Origin of the sequence: Streptomyces hundungensis, assembly GCF_003627815.1 — a bacterium.
Taxonomy (GTDB): domain Bacteria; phylum Actinomycetota; class Actinomycetes; order Streptomycetales; family Streptomycetaceae; genus Streptomyces; species Streptomyces hundungensis_A.
On the sequence record NZ_CP032698.1, the window covers coordinates 1,274,288 to 1,290,630 of the forward strand.

General features: G+C 72.1%; 13 protein-coding genes. 7 read left to right on the top strand and 6 right to left on the bottom strand.

Translation table 11 applies throughout. From position 1 onward, the window contains the following. The first annotated feature begins 93 nt into the window (after positions 1-93). Positions 94-750: an SRPBCC family protein gene (locus DWB77_RS05765; RefSeq protein ID WP_120720210.1), complete on the top strand. Its 657-nt coding sequence runs from the start codon at positions 94-96 to the stop codon at positions 748-750. Positions 751-759: 9 nt separating this feature from the next. On the opposite strand, the gene DWB77_RS05770 is transcribed toward DWB77_RS05765, so the two are convergent. From DWB77_RS05770 to DWB77_RS05780, 3 genes are all read right to left on the bottom strand, one after another. After that, on the bottom strand, positions 760-1,911 hold the full coding sequence (locus DWB77_RS05770; protein WP_120720211.1) for a hypothetical protein: 1,152 nt from the start codon (positions 1,909-1,911) through the stop codon (positions 760-762). Positions 1,912-2,135: 224 nt separating this feature from the next. Continuing rightward, the gene (locus tag DWB77_RS05775; RefSeq protein ID WP_120720212.1) at positions 2,136-2,885 is read right to left on the bottom strand and encodes a CbtA family protein; all 750 of its coding nucleotides are present in this window, start codon (positions 2,883-2,885) and stop codon (positions 2,136-2,138) included. A gap of 20 nt (positions 2,886-2,905) precedes the next feature. After that, positions 2,906-3,127 carry a CbtB domain-containing protein gene (locus tag DWB77_RS05780; protein WP_120720213.1) on the bottom strand — a complete coding sequence of 74 codons (222 nt, stop codon included), beginning with the start codon at positions 3,125-3,127 and terminating at the stop codon, positions 2,906-2,908. Positions 3,128-3,848: 721 nt separating this feature from the next. Between DWB77_RS05780 and DWB77_RS05785 the strand changes: the two genes are divergently transcribed. The 3 genes from DWB77_RS05785 (at position 3,849) to DWB77_RS05795 (ending at position 7,588) form a co-directional block, all read left to right on the top strand. After that, on the top strand, positions 3,849-5,261 hold the full coding sequence (locus DWB77_RS05785) for a family 2B encapsulin nanocompartment shell protein (protein ID WP_120720214.1): 1,413 nt from the start codon (positions 3,849-3,851) through the stop codon (positions 5,259-5,261). Between the two features lie 111 nt (positions 5,262-5,372). Then, positions 5,373-6,689 carry a family 2 encapsulin nanocompartment cargo protein terpene cyclase gene (locus DWB77_RS05790; protein WP_120720215.1) on the top strand — a complete coding sequence of 439 codons (1,317 nt, stop codon included), beginning with the start codon at positions 5,373-5,375 and terminating at the stop codon, positions 6,687-6,689. A 17-nt stretch (positions 6,690-6,706) separates the two neighbouring features. Beyond that, the gene (locus tag DWB77_RS05795; protein ID WP_120720216.1) at positions 6,707-7,588 is read left to right on the top strand and encodes a geranyl diphosphate 2-C-methyltransferase; all 882 of its coding nucleotides are present in this window, start codon (positions 6,707-6,709) and stop codon (positions 7,586-7,588) included. An 87-nt stretch (positions 7,589-7,675) separates the two neighbouring features. Here the strand turns inward: DWB77_RS05795 and DWB77_RS05800 are convergent, their stop codons facing one another. Next, positions 7,676-8,971, bottom strand: a complete 1,296-nt coding sequence (locus DWB77_RS05800) for a PAS domain S-box protein (protein ID WP_120720217.1) — start codon at positions 8,969-8,971, stop codon at positions 7,676-7,678. Between the two features lie 543 nt (positions 8,972-9,514). Here DWB77_RS05800 and DWB77_RS05805 point away from each other — a divergent pair. The 3 genes from DWB77_RS05805 to DWB77_RS39240 are packed head-to-tail and all read left to right on the top strand — an operon-like array spanning position 9,515 to position 14,123. Beyond that, a complete protein-coding gene (locus DWB77_RS05805; protein WP_428985103.1) occupies positions 9,515-10,735 on the top strand; it encodes an ATP-grasp domain-containing protein in 1,221 nt (406 codons plus the stop codon). Beyond that, complete coding sequence (locus tag DWB77_RS05810; RefSeq protein WP_120720219.1) at positions 10,732-12,741, top strand: PEP/pyruvate-binding domain-containing protein; 2,010 nt, start codon at positions 10,732-10,734, stop codon at positions 12,739-12,741. Before DWB77_RS05805 ends, DWB77_RS05810 begins: the two co-directional genes overlap by 4 nt. Next, positions 12,741-14,123 (top strand): MFS transporter, encoded by a 1,383-nt coding sequence (locus DWB77_RS39240; RefSeq protein ID WP_120720220.1) that lies wholly within the window; start codon positions 12,741-12,743, stop codon positions 14,121-14,123. The genes DWB77_RS05810 and DWB77_RS39240 overlap by 1 nt, the downstream gene beginning before the upstream one ends. Before the next feature lie 239 nt (positions 14,124-14,362). Here DWB77_RS39240 and DWB77_RS05820 read toward each other — a convergent pair whose 3' ends face one another. Both DWB77_RS05820 and DWB77_RS05825 read right to left on the bottom strand, forming a co-directional pair. After that, entirely contained in the window at positions 14,363-15,001 is a 639-nt protein-coding gene (locus tag DWB77_RS05820; protein ID WP_120727407.1) for a hypothetical protein, read from the bottom strand. A gap of 311 nt (positions 15,002-15,312) precedes the next feature. Continuing rightward, positions 15,313-16,272, bottom strand: coding sequence for an SDR family NAD(P)-dependent oxidoreductase (locus DWB77_RS05825; protein ID WP_120720221.1), 960 nt, complete (start codon positions 16,270-16,272; stop codon positions 15,313-15,315). Between the last annotated feature and the right edge of the window lie 71 nt (positions 16,273-16,343).

Below are 16,343 nucleotides of genomic sequence, written 5' to 3' on the forward strand. Positions count from 1 at the left end.
AGCAAACCCTATAGATGCTCCGCGGTCGGCTCGCCTCGTCGAACCCGAGCGCCCGGGCGCCCACCAGCGCACTCACCCTCAAGGGGTCACCTCATGAACCGTCTCCGCCGCACCGGCGTCCGCGCCACCCTGGTCGCCGTGCCGCTCGCCCTCGCCGTCCTCGGTGCCACCACCGGACCCGCCGGAGCCGCCGCCCGGCCCGGCGGGTCCCTCACCTGTCGCGGTGAAGGCGTCGACCCGGCGGCCGCCGTCCGCTACCGCACCGAGACGGTGATCCACGCACCCCTGAGCGTCATCTGGAAGGTGCAGACCGACGTGCGGAACTGGCCGTCCTGGCAACCATCGGTCACCACCGTGGAGCGCCTTCACCACGGGCCGCTCCGGCCGGGTGCGGCGTTCCGGTGGACGACGCCCGTGCCGGCCACCCCGTCAACTCCCGCCACCAGCCTGACCATTACCTCGACGGTGCGCCAGATCAGGCATCAGGCGTGCATCCGCTGGACCGGCCCCGCGTTCGGCGAAGGGCTGCACATCGACGGCGTCCACGTATGGAACTTCACCAAGGTCGAGGGCGGCGTTCTCGTACGGACCGAGGAGACCCACACCGGCCCCCAGGTCGACGCGAACGCGCCCGTCGCCACCCGGCTCCTCGGCGAGGGTCTCGAAGGCTGGCTGCGCAACCTGAAGGCCGCCGCCGAAGCACCCCGCTCCCCCGCAACCGGCCTTGTGCGTACGGGAGTTGCGGGGTAGGGCGAGGCGCTACTTGTTCGGTCCCCGCAGCCGCCCGAACGCCTTCGTCAGGCCGCTGAGGGGCGAGGCGTCCGGCTTGACCGGTCTCGGGCCGGGCAGCAGGGGCGCGGACTCCCCTCCGGAAGCCTCGGCGAGTGCGGCATGGGCCGTCTCCGCGGCCTCGCGGTACAGGTCGCGCGAGTGCGTCATGGCGTCGAGGGCCTCGGCGTACTTGGCGACCATGGCCTGCGCGTGCACCAGTTCCTCCGCGGGGTTGAGCAGGTGCCAGCCGGCGCGCAGCCGGATCAGGGCCTGCTCCGCGTCGCCCGGCAGCGGCTGCGGCAGAGCCGCGAACTCCCTGATCCGGTCGAGGAGTTCGGTCGGTTCCGTACCGTCGAGGAAGACGGTGCGTACGGTGAAGCGCTCCGGGTCGTACCAGGAGCTCGGGGGCGCCGTGGGCAGCACGACGCCACCGCCGCGCGGCATCCGCACGCTCAGTTCGCGCTTCATCGCGAAGTCGGCGATCTGCGCCTGCTCGGGCGTGCCCCGGTGCTCGACGACCCGGTGGCGCAGACTTGGCGGCAGGAACGCCGAGATCGGCCGCTGTCCCAGGGCGTCCGGCGTCATCGCCTCGTGCACCACGACATGGATGAACCAGCTCTGCCGGGCGCAGTCGCGCAGCAGGTGGCGCAACTCGTCGTCGTCCTTGGGCAGATGGTTCGTCGCCCGCAGCCGCAGGCTCCCCACGGCGTCGTGGTCCCAGGCGATCTGGTCGCTGTCGGGCCAGAACATCGTGGCGGGTGAGGGCCAGTGCGCGTCCCACGCACGCTCGGCCTCGGCGGCCAGGATCCAGGTGACCCCCTCGTCACCCTTGCGACGGCTTTCGGGTTCGTACGTGGTCAGCTGCGCGCGCACCGTGATGTCGTCGGCCACGCGCCAGCGGGCCTCGAAGAGGCGGCGGGCCGACGGGCCGGGGTCGGCGGACTCGTCGCGCGGGTGCAGGACGGTGGAGCGCGCCGCCTCGACGGGGTCGAGGTCCAGGAAGTCGTCCAGCACCCCGGCCGCCTTGAGGGCGATCAGGTTGCGCCGGACGTCCCGCTCGGGCTCGGGCCCGAGATGGCGCCCGCGCCCCAGCCACGCGGTGTCGGGGACGGTGGTCGGGGAGGTGCTGTTTTTGGCCATGGAGTCGTTCTGTGGGGGATCGGGGCCCGACCAGTATGCTCCGTGGCTCTCTCGATGCAAGCGGCACCATGGCGCCGGCCGCGCGCGGAGGTGTGCGCGGGCCGTGTCCGGGCCCGCCGGACCCGTGGCGCCCTCCCGTACCCGCCGCGAGCGGCGAGGCCCCCCGGATCGTTCCGGGGGGCCTCGTCGTGTCCGTACAGCGGTGTCCGCGCGTCCCGGCGGACTCAGTTCGCGGCCGGTGCCGCTCGTCCGGTCGCGGGTTTGGGATTGAGCAGACGTTCGGCCAACTCGCCGAAGATCAGGCCGAGTCCACCCCACAGGGCGGCCTGGATGGCCAGCGCGGAGAGGCGGAACCGCCACAGCAGAGCTGCCGGGAAGTCCCCGGGCACCTCGTTGACGGCCGGCAGGAACGCGTACGCCAAGCCGATCGCCGCGGCGAAGGCGGCCACCGCGACGACCGTGGCGTACCAGGTCCCCAGAGAGGGCGCGAGGCGCTTGCCCGCGATGGTCGCGGCGATCGCGAGCAGCACGCTGAGCACCATCATCAGGAAGTACAGGGCGGTCCGCCTGCCGATGGTGTCGGGTTCGCCGACCGAGGGCGGGTTCGCGGGGTACTTGAGGAACGGCACGACATACACCGCGAGCAGGGCCGCGCCCGCCAGGAGCAGGGCCGTCGCGCGCGGGGAGAAACGGCCGACCCGGCCCAGCGCGAAGCAGAAGGCGAGCGCCGCGATGCCGCCGAAGGCGACGCCGTAGACCAGGACGCCGGTGGCGAGCCCGGCGGTCGACTGTAGGGAGCGGGAGACGAGTTCGACCTCGTGCTCATGGGCCGGGGCGTGCGCCTCTTCGAAGCCGATGGCGCTGTCCACGCCGGGTTCGCCGAGGAAGTAGGCCACGACCAGGGCGAGCAGGCCGGCGGCGAGGCCGGCGAGCATGCCCCGCACGAGAAGGTTTCTGACCGTTGCGGAGTTCATGGGCGTTGGGAGTCCCCCGGTCAGTGGCAGGGGAAACCGAGCAGGTGGCGGGCGTCGTGGACCCACTCGTGCACGTCCGCGCCGTTGACGACGGAGGTGGCGCCCTGTTCGGCGCCGACGAAGTACAGCAGGACCAGCATCAGGATGCCGAAGAAGGCGGCCCAGGGAGCGATGGCGCTCAGGGGCAGCTTCGCGGGAAGGGCTGGGGTGTTGACGGTCGGCCGGGCGACATGCTGCGCCATGACAGGGTCCTCCTCTGGGAGTTCGCGTCCCAACTCGGTGGTGCACATGACGACGGCTACGGGTCTGACTTCGAGCCCCTCCCTGGGGCGGGCTCGTTCACAGTGGCGCGACCGTGCCGGATTTCCGCCGGCTTCCGTGGTTGCGTCGTCGATATCGCACTGAAGGTACCGTGCGGCCGGGGTCCGGCCAAGGCCGTCGCATCTGGCGTGATCTTCCTCTCCAGGCGTGCTGTCGGCCGCCGGGCGGAGCCGGTCGACGCGTACCGGCCCCGTCCCCGTCGACCATCGCCCGTCCGGCCGCATCCGCGCACGTGCCGATCGCGCGGCCGAGCCGGGCCGCGGGTGCGGGCCATGGCGTGAAGCCGATGTCCGTGCGGGCGGGACGAGCTGCGGCGGCGAGGGGGCCAGGGCGAGGCCCTCGGCCGCTTCCCCGTGGGGTGCGTCGGCTCAGCGGGGCGGCGCCGCTCCCCCCGGCGCGCGGTCGACCGCCCACCTGGGGCGACGTCCAACATGGCCGGATTCCGTGGGTAGCGGGGCAAACATCGCGAAGGCGTCGTCATCGTATCGAGTTAATGTCCCCGGCTTCCCTTGCTCCGGGGGGCGAATCGGCCGTTACTGTCCTCCTGGCTCGGAACCGATTCCCGGTCGTATGCCCCTTTTCCTCCTCTTGCCCGGTGACGTTCCCGCGTCCGTCGCCGCCCCACCAAGGAGAGCTCCACCGATGACTGTTGACTCGAGCCCCGACGCCCGGTTGGAGACGCCACGGCAATCCAGTCTGGGCACTGCGGCCGCTCGCAACCTCACCCACACGACCAAGTCCGCCCCGCAGATGCAGGAGATCAGCTCCCGCTGGCTGCTGCGGATGCTCCCCTGGGTGGAGGCCACGGGTGGGGTCTACCGGGTCAACCGCCGGCTCACCTACACCGTCGGCGACGGGCGGGTGGAGTTCATCCAGAGCGGCGCCGACGTCCGGGTGATCCCCCGGGAGCTGGGTGAACTGGCCCTGCTGCGCGGCTTCGACGACGTGGAGGTGCTGACCGCCATCGCCGACCGCTGCGTCCAGCGGGACTTCGCCGTCGGCGAGACGCTGGTCGAGCGCGGCGCGCCCGCGGACCGGCTGTATCTGATCGCCCACGGCCGCATCAGCCAGACCTCTGTCGGCGGGTACGGCGACGAGTTGGCCCTCGATGTGCTGGGCGACGGCGACCGATTCGGGGACGAGGCGCTCCTGGACGAGGACGCCCGCTGGGAGCACACCGCCGTCGCCGAGACCTCCGGCACCCTGCTGACCCTCTCCCGCGCCGACTTCGCGGCCGCGGTGGCGGCGGCGCCGAACCTGCGGGAGCATGTCGAGCGGTTCGCCTCGCTGCCCCACCAGCGCCAGAACCACAAGGGCGAGGCGGAGATCGCGATGTCCGCCGGCCACCACGGCGAGCAGGAACTACCCGGCGCGTTCGTCGACTACGAGTCCAAGCCCAGGGAGTACGAACTCTCGGTGGCGCAGACCATCCTGCGGGTCCACACGAGGGTCGCCGACCTCTACAACGGGCCGATGAACCAGACGAAGGAGCAACTCCGGCTCACCATCGAGGCGTTGCGCGAGCGCCAGGAGTACGAGCTGATCCACAACCGGGACTTCGGGCTGCTCCACAACGTCGACTTCAAGCAGCGCATCCAGCCGCGCACCGGCCCGCCGACCCCGGACGACCTGGACGAGCTGCTCTGCCGTCGGCGCGGCTCCAGGTTCTATCTGGCCCACCCCAAGGCCATCGCGGCGATCGGGCGCGAGCTGAACGCGCGCGGGCTCCGTCCCGACCAGGTCGAGGTCGAGGGCGAGCTCGTCCAGGCCTGGCGCGGGGTGCCGATCCTGCCCTGCGACAAGATCCCGATCAGCCAGGAGAAGACGAGCTCCATCTTCATCATGCGTACCGGCGCGGACGACCAGGGCCTCATCGGCCTGCGCCAGACCGGCCTGCCGGACGAGTACGAACCGGGTCTGTCGGTGCGCTTCATGGGCCTCGACGAGAAGGCGATCACCTCCTACCTCGTCAGCACCTACTACTCCGCCGCCATCCTCGTGCCGGACGCGGTCGGTGTGCTGGAGAACGTGCAGGTCGCGCGCTGGCCCCGCTAGCGGACCCGGCCCTCCCCCGGTGCCTCCTCGGCCCCGCGCCCCCTCTTCCGGGCTCCGTCGAGCTGCCCGAACGTCCTGGTACAGCCGCTCACCCCATCAAGGAGCACTGGTTTGCCCGCGCCTGAGCTGACCCCTCCGCAGTCGAGCCTGCCCGAGGCCGGCGCCCACTTCGGGGCGTACGCGCTCGCCGACGCGGCGACCCGCGCCCGCGACGTCCTGGCCGCGACCGGCGCCCCGCCCCGGGCCCTGCCCGGCGCTCCACCGGGGCCGCCGCCCGGACTGCCCACGGTCGCCGCCACCTCGCTCCCCGACGTGCCGGCCGTCGAACCGCCGCCCCTGAGCCCCGATGTGGACCGGCTGCTGCGCGGCCCCAGCGGACTCGGCACGGCCGGGCTCCGTCTGACGCTCCCTCAGGAGCGCCCCGCTCCACCGAAGCCGTCGGCGCCCCAGGGCGCGGCGATCCCCGGCCTCTACCACCACCCGGTGCCGGAGCCGGACCCGGCCCGCGTGGAAGAGGTCAGCCGCAGGATCAAGTCCTGGGCGATGGACGAGGTTTCGCTCTATCCCGACGACTGGGAGGAGGAGTTCGACGGGTTCTCGGTGGGCCGCTACATGGTGGCCTGCCATCCGGACGCGCCCTCCGTCGACCACCTCATGCTCGCCACCCGGCTGATGGTGGCCGAGAACGCGGTGGACGACTGCTACTGCGAGGACCACGGGGGCTCGCCCGTCGGCCTCGGCGAGCGCCTGCTGCTCGCGCACACCGCCCTCGACCCGCTGCACACGACGCGGGAGTACCAGCCGCAGTGGGCCGAGTCGCTGCACTCGGACGCGCCCCGGCGCGCGTACCACTCCGCCATGGACTACTTCGTCCAGTCGGCCAGCGCCTCGCAGGCCGACCGGTACCGGCATGACATGGCCAGGCTGCACCTGGGCTATCTCGCCGAGGCCGCCTGGGCCCAGGAGGACCGGGTGCCCGAGGTGTGGGAGTACCTGGCGATGCGTCAGTTCAACAACTTCCGGCCCTGTCCGACCATCACCGACACCGTCGGTGGCTATGAACTCCCGGCGGACCTGCACGCGCAACCCGCGATGCAGCGGGTCATCGCCCTGGCGGGCAACGCGACGACCATCGTGAACGACCTGTACTCGTACACGAAGGAACTCGACGCCCCCGGGCGGCACTTGAACCTGCCCGTCGTGATCGCCGAACGAGAGGGGATCAGCGACCGGGAGGCCTATCTGAAGTCGGTCGAGGTCCACAACGACCTGATGCACGACTTCGAGACCGAGGCGGCCGCCCTGGCCGCCGACTGCCCCGTGCCCAGCGTGCAGCGCTTCCTGCGCGGCGTGGCCGCGTGGGTCGACGGAAACCACTACTGGCACCGCACGAACACCTATCGCTACAGCCTGCCCGACTTCTGGTAGGAAGAATGGACTCATCTGTGACCAGCACCGAACTCACCGCCACCGACACCTCCCTCTTCATCCCCGGCCCGGTGACGCCCTACCAAGGGGACATCGCCCGCTACTGGGACGGTGAAGCCAGGCCCGTGAACCTGCGTCTCGGCGATGTCGACGGTCTCTACCACCACCACTACGGCATCGGCGAGGTCGACCACGCCGCGCTCGGCGACGCCCAGGACAGCGAGGCCGAGAAGAAGCTCATCACCGAGCTTCACCGACTGGAGTCGGCGCAGGCCGAGTTGCTCCTGAGCCACCTCGGCGACATCGGGAGCGACGACACCCTGGTGGACGCCGGTTGCGGCCGGGGCGGTTCGATGGTGATGGCGCACGAGCGCTTCGGATGCAGGGTCGAAGGCGTCACCCTCTCGGCGAAGCAGGCCGCCTTCGCCAACGGGCGGGCCCGCGAACTGCGCATCGAGGACCGTGTCCGCGCCCGGGTGTGCAACATGCTGTCGATGCCCTTCGAGACCGGGCAAGCTGCGGGGTCGTGGAACAACGAGTCCAGCATGTACGTCGATCTGCACGACCTGTTCGCCGAGCACTCCCGCGTCCTCAAGGTCGGCGGTCGCTATGTGACGATCACCGGCTGCTGGAACCCGCGGTACGGCCAGCCCTCGAAGTGGGTCTCCCAGATCAACGCGCACTTCGAGTGCAACATCCACTCGCGCCGCGAGTACCTGCGCGCGATGGCCGACAACCGTCTCGTCCCGCAGGCCGTGATCGACCTGACCCCCGACACCCTGCCGTACTGGGAGTTGCGGGCAACGTCCTCGCTGGTCACGGGAATTGAGGAGGCGTTCATCAACTCCTACCGCGACGGCTCCTTCCAGTACGTCCTGATCGCGGCCGACCGGGTCTGACCCGCGTCGAGGTCCCGGATCCCGAGAGCGACGCCCCGCCGGGGGCGTCGCTCTCCCGCGTCCACGACATCCAGCGGCGGGTCCCCCTCAGACGGCGCTGAGCGGATGGGCCGCCGTGGCGGAGCGCGGGGGCCAGGCGCGGGGGGCGAGGATGCCGAGCACATAGGCGCGGGCGCCGAGGGCGGGTCGGGTGCCCGCGCCCAGGAGTTCGCGCAGCCGGCTGAGGTGGTAGTCGACGGTCTGCCGGGACAGGTTGAGCGAGGTCGCGATGTCCCCGTTGCTGCTGCCCGCCGCGAGGAGGGACAGGATGCGTATCTGCGCGGCGGTGAGCGAGGGATGGGCCTCGTGGGCGAGGCTCTGATGGGTGACGACGGCCCAGACGTGCCGGGCGCGGGTGGTGGACTGACCGACCGTCGTCAGATGGAGCTGGGCGCGGCGCTGGCGCCCCTGGCTGTCGACGAGCACCGCCGATGTCTCCACCCGGCGGGTGCGGCGCGCGATCAGACCGTGCCATCTGCGGTGCAGCCGGTCGAGGCTGGGTTCGGGGGCGAGCAGGGTGTGGGCGCGGCGCCCGACCAGGTCGGGCAGGCTGAGGGCGAACAGTTCGGCGGCCGCCGCGCTCGCCTCGACCACGCGTCCGTTCGCCGAAAGCAGCGCGCAGGGCAGGCCGCTGTGATCGCGCAGCGCCCGCAGGTCGTCCTCGGCCTCCTGCCGCTTGAGTTTGGCGCGCAGGTGATCGGTGACGTCCACGTAGATTCCCGCGACACAGGTCCGCCCGTTCTCCCGTACGGGGAAGCGGTGGCCCAGCGCCTGGCCCGCGCTGCCGTCCGGGCGCCGGTAGTCGAGGGTGTGGCGCACCGGCGTCCCCCGGGTGAGGATCTCCTGGTCGAGGGCGCGGAACTGGAGGGACTCGGCGGGGGCGTCGAAGTCCTCGATGTACTTGCCGACCAGTTCCTCCGGGACCGCGCCGTAGAGGTGCGCGTAGGCGTGGTTGGCCCATACGTAGCGCCCTTCGCTGTCCCGGATGAAGGCGGCGGCCGGTGCGAGGTTCACCAGGCCCGCGAAGGCGGCGTACTGGCGGGGGGTCTCGGGGCGGGCGTCGACCTCCACGGCGAGGCCACGGGTGCGGCCGTGGGCGCTGCTCTCGTCCAGGGGCCAGCTCACGTCGAAGGTGCGGTCGTCGAAGCGGGCCTGCCAGCGGCCCTTGCGCGGTGGGGCCCCCGGCGCCGGGAGTTCTTGACGCATCCGGTCGAGGAAGCGCTGCGCCGTGCCCGCGTCGGCGAAGGCGCCGCCCCCTCTCTCCCGTACCTGCCATGGCTCGTCGACTTCCCACCAGAACACCGGGAGGTGTTCGAGCAGTGCCTTGAGACTGGAATCGTCCACAGCGGTCTCTCCGTCCGTATACAGCTCGTACGCAACCGGCTGACGCACTGTCACCTCGCGATGGGTATCCCGTCCCGGTCCCCCGCATGCTCGGTTCTCGGCCGAAGTGGAAGCCGGACCGCGAGCTCTCGCGGCGCCTTCGGTGTCCCAACACGGCCCGCTATTCAGGCATTTGCCTGAACGACGTGCGTCCCCCCGGGCGGCGCGAACGCCGGTTGCGTGGTCCCCTTGAGTGTGCGGGTGAATACTCCCCGACACATCCGCCGGGAGATCCCCCCGCGCCCGACGCGCAGCACCGCTCCGTACGACGACCCGAACCGGGCGTACGGCGCGTGGGCGCCCGGGGCGCTCCGGGCACGTACCGACACGGACGAATGGAGACGAACTTCAGTGAGCAAGGTGCTGTTAGTGCATGCCAAGGGTGGTCCGCCGCTCGGTCACGTCCTGTCCAGGACGGCCGCGAGGGCGGAAGTGCACCTGCTGGCGCTCAGCGCTCTTCCTCCCGTCGTGGCGGACTCCGCCCACAGACTGTGCGCCTCCGTCGTGACGCCTGCCGAAGCGCAGCGCTCCGACCTGGTGTCCCTGATCGTCTCGCGGGCCCGGGCCGTGGGCGCCGACGCGGTGCTCACCTTCTCCGAGTACGCGGTCGTGGCCGTGGCCGAGGCGTGTGAGGCGCTCGGCCTCGCGGGGGCCGGCGACGCCGCCGCGCTCGCCCGCGACAAGCGGCTGATGCGCCGCACCTGGCGGGAACACGGCCTGTCGCAGCCCGAGTTCCGCGCCGTCACCCGTGAGGCCGATCTGCACGAGGCGGCCGGCGTGCTGTCCTTCCCGCTGCTGCTCAAGGCGGCCTGGAGCGCGGGCTCCACGGCCCACCAGATCATCCGCTCCCCGCAGGAACTGTCGGGGGCCTGGCACCGCTCGCGTGAAGTGATGGCCGAATCCGCCCAGTTGGGGTATGCGGAGCTCCATGTGGCGGAGGCGCAGGGGCACTTCGTGGTCGAGGAGATCGTGACCGGCACGGCGTCGGACTGGTTCGACGAGCCCGGCTGGGGCGACTACGTCAGCGTCGAGGGCGCCGTGGCGGACGGAACCTTCCACCCGGTCTGCCTCAGTGGCCGGATGCCGACGGTCGAGCCGTTCACCGAGCGTGCGGGCATCACCCCCGCCCTGCTGTCCCAGGACGCGCAGGACCGCGTGGTGGCCCTGGCGCGACAGGCCGTGGACGCGCTCGGCCTGCGCGACTGCGGAACGCACACCGAGATCAAGCTCGGCGCGGACGGCCGGATGTGGCTGATCGAGACGGCCGCCCGGTTCGGGGGTGCCATGACGGTGCCGCAGATCGAGGACGTCTTCGGGCTCGACCTCGTCGGCATGCTCGTCGACCAGCTCCTCGGCCGCCCGGTCCACTGGCCCGAACAGGCCCTCACCCCGGCGCAGGCGCGCGGCGCGGCGGGCTCCCTGGTGGTCCTCGCGGTCGACGGCGACGGCGAGGCCTGGCGGGAGCGCAAGATCTGGGACTTCCCGTCCGTCGCCAAGGAGGTGCCGCTGAGCCGGGGCAGCGAGCTGTCGGTGGTCGCGGAGAGCTCGCTGCCCGACGGGCAGGTCGTACCGGTCTACGATCCGGCCGGCGGCGCCAACACCATGGCGGCCCTGTGCCTGCTCTCCGCCACCGACGCGCGCACCGTGCTCCGCGACTTCGAGACGCTGGTGGACGCCCTGCCCCGGGTCCTGCCCGTCGCACAGCCCGAGGAGGTCTCCGCGTGACCGCCCAGCTGTTCGCCGGCGCCGCCGAGCCGGCCACGGACCGTACGGTCATCGGCGAGAACCTCTCCCTGCCGCTCTTCCGCACCCTGTCGGGTGTGCTGGCCGGGCACCCCTACCTCAAGGTCGTCGTCGACCGGGCCGAGCACACCTGGCACCTGCTCGACACGGCGGCGCACCCCTTCCACGTCAACTACATCGCCACCCGCGTCCTCGGCATGGAGCTCGCCGATCTCGACGCGGAACTCGACGCGTTCAACGCGTCCGTCTACATGGACCCCGCGCGACGTTTCCTGCTCGGCGTGCTGTCGCTGCACACCAACGAGGACTCCGAGGGCCGCGAACGCACCTTCCTCGTCCTGGAGACGACCGAGGCCGACACCATGAACGGCCAACTCCTTAAGTTCTTCTACGCGTTCGTGCGCGAACGGGTCGACGGCCGGCTCCCGCTGCTCCTCAAGCCCGCCAACCACGGGCAGGAGGAGGAACTGGCGGCGATCAGTGAGCTGCGCGTGCCGCGCATCCTGAGCCATGAACTCTTCGGTTCGCGGGTCCGCACCCCCCTGAACCCCGGTGACGCCACCGGCCGGCTGCGGTTCTTCCGTACGCACGAGGAGTACGCGGCCGCCGAGGGCGAGCTCGGCTGGGCGGACATCGTGGCCATGCCGTGTCTGCCGGACGACGTGCCCCGGGTGGCCGGGTTCCTCAACACCGCCCCGATCACGCCGCTTTCCCACACCAATGTGCTCGCTTCGGGCTGGGGCATACCCAACGCGATCGTGCGCGATCTGGACGAGCTCGTCGAGAAGGACGCCCTGGACGGCGCGTGGGTGCGCTACCGGGTGTCCGAGGAGGAGATATCCCTGGAGCGGCTGGGGAGCGAGCCCGAGCTGCGGGCGCCGGCCTGGCACCAGCAGCGCATCCGCCTGGAGCCGCCCCTGCTCGAGGACGCGCCCGTCCTGTCCCTGCACCGCTTGCGCGCCGCCGACAGCGACCGGTACGGCACCAAGGCCGCCAACCTGGGCGAGCTGCACCATGTGCTCGACAGCCGCACGGCCGACCTGACCGTCTTCTACGGGCGGCCCCGTCCGCCGCGCGATGACCTCTACGGTCACCTCGCCTCCCGGCTCGGCCTGAAGGACCCCTCGCTCGCCGAACTCCGCGCCAGGGCGGCCGACTTCGTGGCGTCCACGGTCGGCGCGCCGGAGGGCGTCGCGCTGCCCTTCTCCCTCCAGCAGCACTTCCTGGCCTCGTCGCCCGCCCTCCAACAGGGCATCGGCAAGCTGAAGATGGCGCTGGAGCTCGACGCCACCGACGTCCTTGACTCGCTCTGTCTGCAACTCCAGCAGTTGATCCGGCACACTCCCATCCCCGACTCCGTCACCCGGCAGATCAGCCAGGCCTTCCCCACCGCGCCCGCCTCACGGGGGCGTCTGGTGGTGCGCTCGTCCTCCAACGCCGAGGACCTGCCGGGCTTCTCCGCGGCCGGGGTCTACGACTCCGTCACCACCGTCCACGGCACCGGTCAACTCCTGGACGCCGTACGCCAGGTGTGGGCCTCCCTCGTGTCGCCCCGCAGCGTGCGCCTGCGCCACCAGGTGGGGATCTCCCTCGACGACACGTACATGGGCGTGATCATCCAGGAGTACGTGCCCGCCTCCCTCGGCGGTGTCCTGGTGACCTGTGACCCGACACGGCGCGCGGACTTCCGCAATGTGTACCTCAACTGCTCGCCCGGCTCCCCGGAACAGGTCGTCGACGGTTCGGTGCTGCCGCAGCAGTATCTGTACAACGTGGTGGAGGGCGGCGGCCGGACCGTCGCGCTGGGCTCCTGGGGCGACGGGCTGCCCGCGGCCACCCGCGCCCGGCTCGCCGATCTGTCCCTCACCGGGCGGCTGTTGCAGTCCCACTTCAGCGACACCGACGTGGACAAGCCGCTGGACATCGAGTGGCTGATGACCGAGCGGGGCGACTTCCGGCTGGTCCAGATCCGCCCGTACGCGCTGTGATGCCGCGTCTCGCGCCGCGCACCCACGAGGGTGCGGGCCTGACGGACAAGGCCCGGCGGATCATCCGGCTGAACTACGGCTTCCAGCTGCTGTTCAACCTGCTGTGGTGGATGCCGGTGTTCTACGCCTACCAGAAGGAGGCCGGCCTCTCCGACGGGCAGATCTTCGGCATCCAGAGCATCTACTACGTGGCGTTCTGCCTGTTCGAGATCCCGACCGGCCTGATCGCCGACCGGATCGGGGCCCGCAACTGTCTGCGGGCCGGCGCGGTGGTGATGACCGCGGCGAACCTCGCTCCGGTGGTCAGCGCCTCGTACACCGGCTTCCTGCTGCACTTCCTCGCCATCGCGGTGGGCCGTTCGCTCACCTCGGGAGCGGCGAGCGCCTATCTCTACGACGGGCTGCGGGCGGAGAAGTGCGGGGAGCACTATCTGAAGGCGGAGGGCACGGCACGGGCGCTGGGGCTAGCGGCGAAGGTGGTGTGCTGGCCGCTGGTCGGACCGTTGATGGCGGTCGCGCACACGGCTCCGTACGTGCTGAGCGCGGCCAGCGCGGCGGGCTCGCTCGTCTGCGCCGTCGCGCTGCCTCGGCTCGCCGGGGCGGAGGACGGCGCACGGTCCCCCGGGCGCTCGACGGCGGGACGCGGCGGCGGTGCGTTCCTGCGGGACGCGGGCGCCGCGCTGCGCTGCGTGGCGTCCTCGCGGTGGCTCGGCCTGGTGATGGTGCAGGGAGTCGCGGTCTTCACGCTCTCCCGGATCTGCCAGGTCAACCTCTTCCAGCCGATCCTGCTCGACCACGGCATCGGGGAGGCCTCCAGCGGCGGGGTGCTGGCCGCGATGACGGTGGCGGAGGCGGTGGCGTCGGCGCGCCCGCAGTGGCTGAGCCGTCGTCTGACGCCGGTCGCCTGGGTGTCGCTGCTCAGCCTCGCGCTGGCAGGCACCCTGGCGGCCATGACGGTGGGCGGCCCGTGGCTGGTCATCGCGCTGCTCTGCCTGTTCGCGGCCGCCACCGGCTTCGTCTATCCGGTGCAGCGCAAGCTGGTGAACGACGCGATCCCCGCGAACGCCCCGCGCGCCACGCTGCTTTCGATCGAGAGCATCGTGGACCGGGGGGTGTGCGCCCTGGCCGCGATCGCGGTGGGCGCCTATGTCTCCGCCGGGCACCTGGACACGCTGCTGCTGCACAGCGCGCTCGCGACGGCGCTGCTGCTCGGGGCGATCCACCTCCTGCTGCGCAGCGGGGTGGTACGGCACGACCGGGCTCCGGCCGGGGCGCCGACCGATGCCCGGGCCGCCCTCGCGGCGGACGCGGACGGCCAGGACGCCGGCGATCGGCTCGGCCGGGCCGAGGGCGCCCGTAGCGGACCGCCCTCGGACACCTAGCGGCGGGTATGCGACGCGTCCCCGCCGGGGTGAGCGCCCGGGAAAGGGCGGGTGCCTCGGCGGGGATGCTCCGGGAGCGCCCGGGAAAGGAAGGGCGGACACCCCGGCGTGGTCGCTTCTCGCGCGGTTCCTCGCGCCCCCAAAAAACCCGTTTTCGTCTGCGGGCCGTGGGGGGGGCTGGTCGCGCAGTTCCCCGCGCCCCTTAAGTGCTCGGCGGGGACGCTGGGTGAGCGTTTCGGTCAGCGGGGCAGACGGCCCAGGAGGGCGACCAGGCCGACGGGCAGGAACTCCGGCCGGTGGGGCTGCCCGATCTGGTACGGCACGAAGCCCTGCTCGGCGGCGACCTGGACCTCCTGTGCCGTCTCCGCCTCGTAGACGAGTCGGCAAGACCCCGACCGGGCCATGGCGCGCCGCCAGAGGGCGGGGGCCGGTTTGCGTTCCGCCTCGGTGCGGGGGGTGAGGATCCGGTCGCCGAAGTCGCCCCAGGCGAAGGGCGTCGAGTCCCTCCAGGTGGCGTCGACCTCCTTCTTGAGGCGGGCGGCCCGCTCGGCGTCGGTCGCGCCCCAGGAGGGCGGAACGTTGGTGATCAGGCCGATGGTGATGTGGTGCTCGCGCAGGGCGCGCAGATAGGCGGCGGCGCCGGGCAGATACCCGACGCTGCCGTCGTCGGCCGTGTGCACGAGCGTCTCGCCGAGGTCGAAGTACACGACGGGGCAAGCCCGTTGAGCACGCGCCGAGGCGACGTGGCCCGGGTCCGCGAGGCCGCTCGCGCCCAGCGGCGCGGCCCCGCTCACGGTGGCGCAGAGGAGGGTCGAGGCGAGGGCCGCGCCCAGTGCGAGGCTCGTCCGGCGTAAGCCTCGGGTGGCAGAGAGGTGCATGGCGGTGTCCCCCATCGTTGTGCGGCATCGCGCCATCGCGCGGCCTGTCCGGTACATGACATACGGCTGCCGCAGAGTCTCTCACGCGATGGCCGAAAACGCGGCGATTCCCGCCTCACCGGCCCGGTCCAGCGGCCCCACCTCGCCGCCCCCGTCCGCCGGCCCCGCCTCGCCACCCCCGTCCGCCGGCCCCGTCCACCGTCACGGGCCGCCCCCGGCACACCGCGCCGCAACTGCCGTACGGGGAAGGGTAGTTACCGCACCGCCGGCCGACCCGACAGCCCCGGGCCCGAACTACGCCACCCCCTACGTCAGTTGTGCGGCCGTGGCTCGCCCAGGCGGCGGCCGGCGCGGTCGCCGAGTGTGGTGACCCAGCGCGGCAGCCTGGACTGCTTGGCCGCCTCGGCGCCCGGCACATCGCGACGCGGGTGGTCTCCGGGCCCGGGCAGCGCGCGGTCCGTGAGGGACAGCAGCCGGGCCATGGAGGCGGGCGCCACGCCTTGCAGCCGTACGGCGACCTTGGCGGCCGGGGTGAGGACGAGTTCGGGGCGACCGCGTTCCGCGGCGCGCACCACGGCCCTGGCCGCGCGCCCGGCGTCCATGGACAGCAGGGGCAGCGTGGCCGCCGCGCCGAACCAGCCGTACTCCGCGCCCGGGCGGCCGAAGAACTTGGCAGCGGTGTGCGAGCCGGTCCGCATCAGGCCCGGGAAGACGGTGGTCACGCTGACGCCCGAGCCCGCGAGTTCGGCGCGCAGCCCCTGGGAGAAACCGGCGGCGGCGAACTTGGCCGTGACGTACGGCAATAGATGAGGGGCGGCGATCCGGCCGCCGATCGACGACACGGTCACCAGCGTTCCCGCCCCGCTCGCGCGGAGGTCGGGCAGCGCCGCGAGCGCGAGCCGCAGGGGGGAGAAGAGCATCGTCTCCATCGCCTCCCGGAAGTCCTTCTCCTCGAAGGTCTCCACCGGGCCCACCTGGATGATGCCGGCGCTGTTGACCAGGATGTCCAGCGGCCCGAACCGTTCGTGGACCGCGTCGAGCAGGCGCTGCGGGGCGTCGGGCTCGGTGATGTCGCAGGCGCACGAGGCGACCTCGGCGCCGGTGGCGCGCAGCTTGCGTTCCGCGGCGGCCAGCCCCTCGGCACCCCGGGCGCAGAGCATGACGCGACAGCCCCGGGCCGTCAGCTCCCGGGCGATGAGCAGCCCGAGGCCACGCGAGGACCCGGTGACCAGTGCGGTGCGTCCTGCGAAACGATGCGGTCGAGGGTTCATGCCGCTGCTCCCGGGGGTTGTGGGGCGAGGTGGGCCGCCGACGTGTGCCGCCGAGGTGTGCCGCCCTCCCG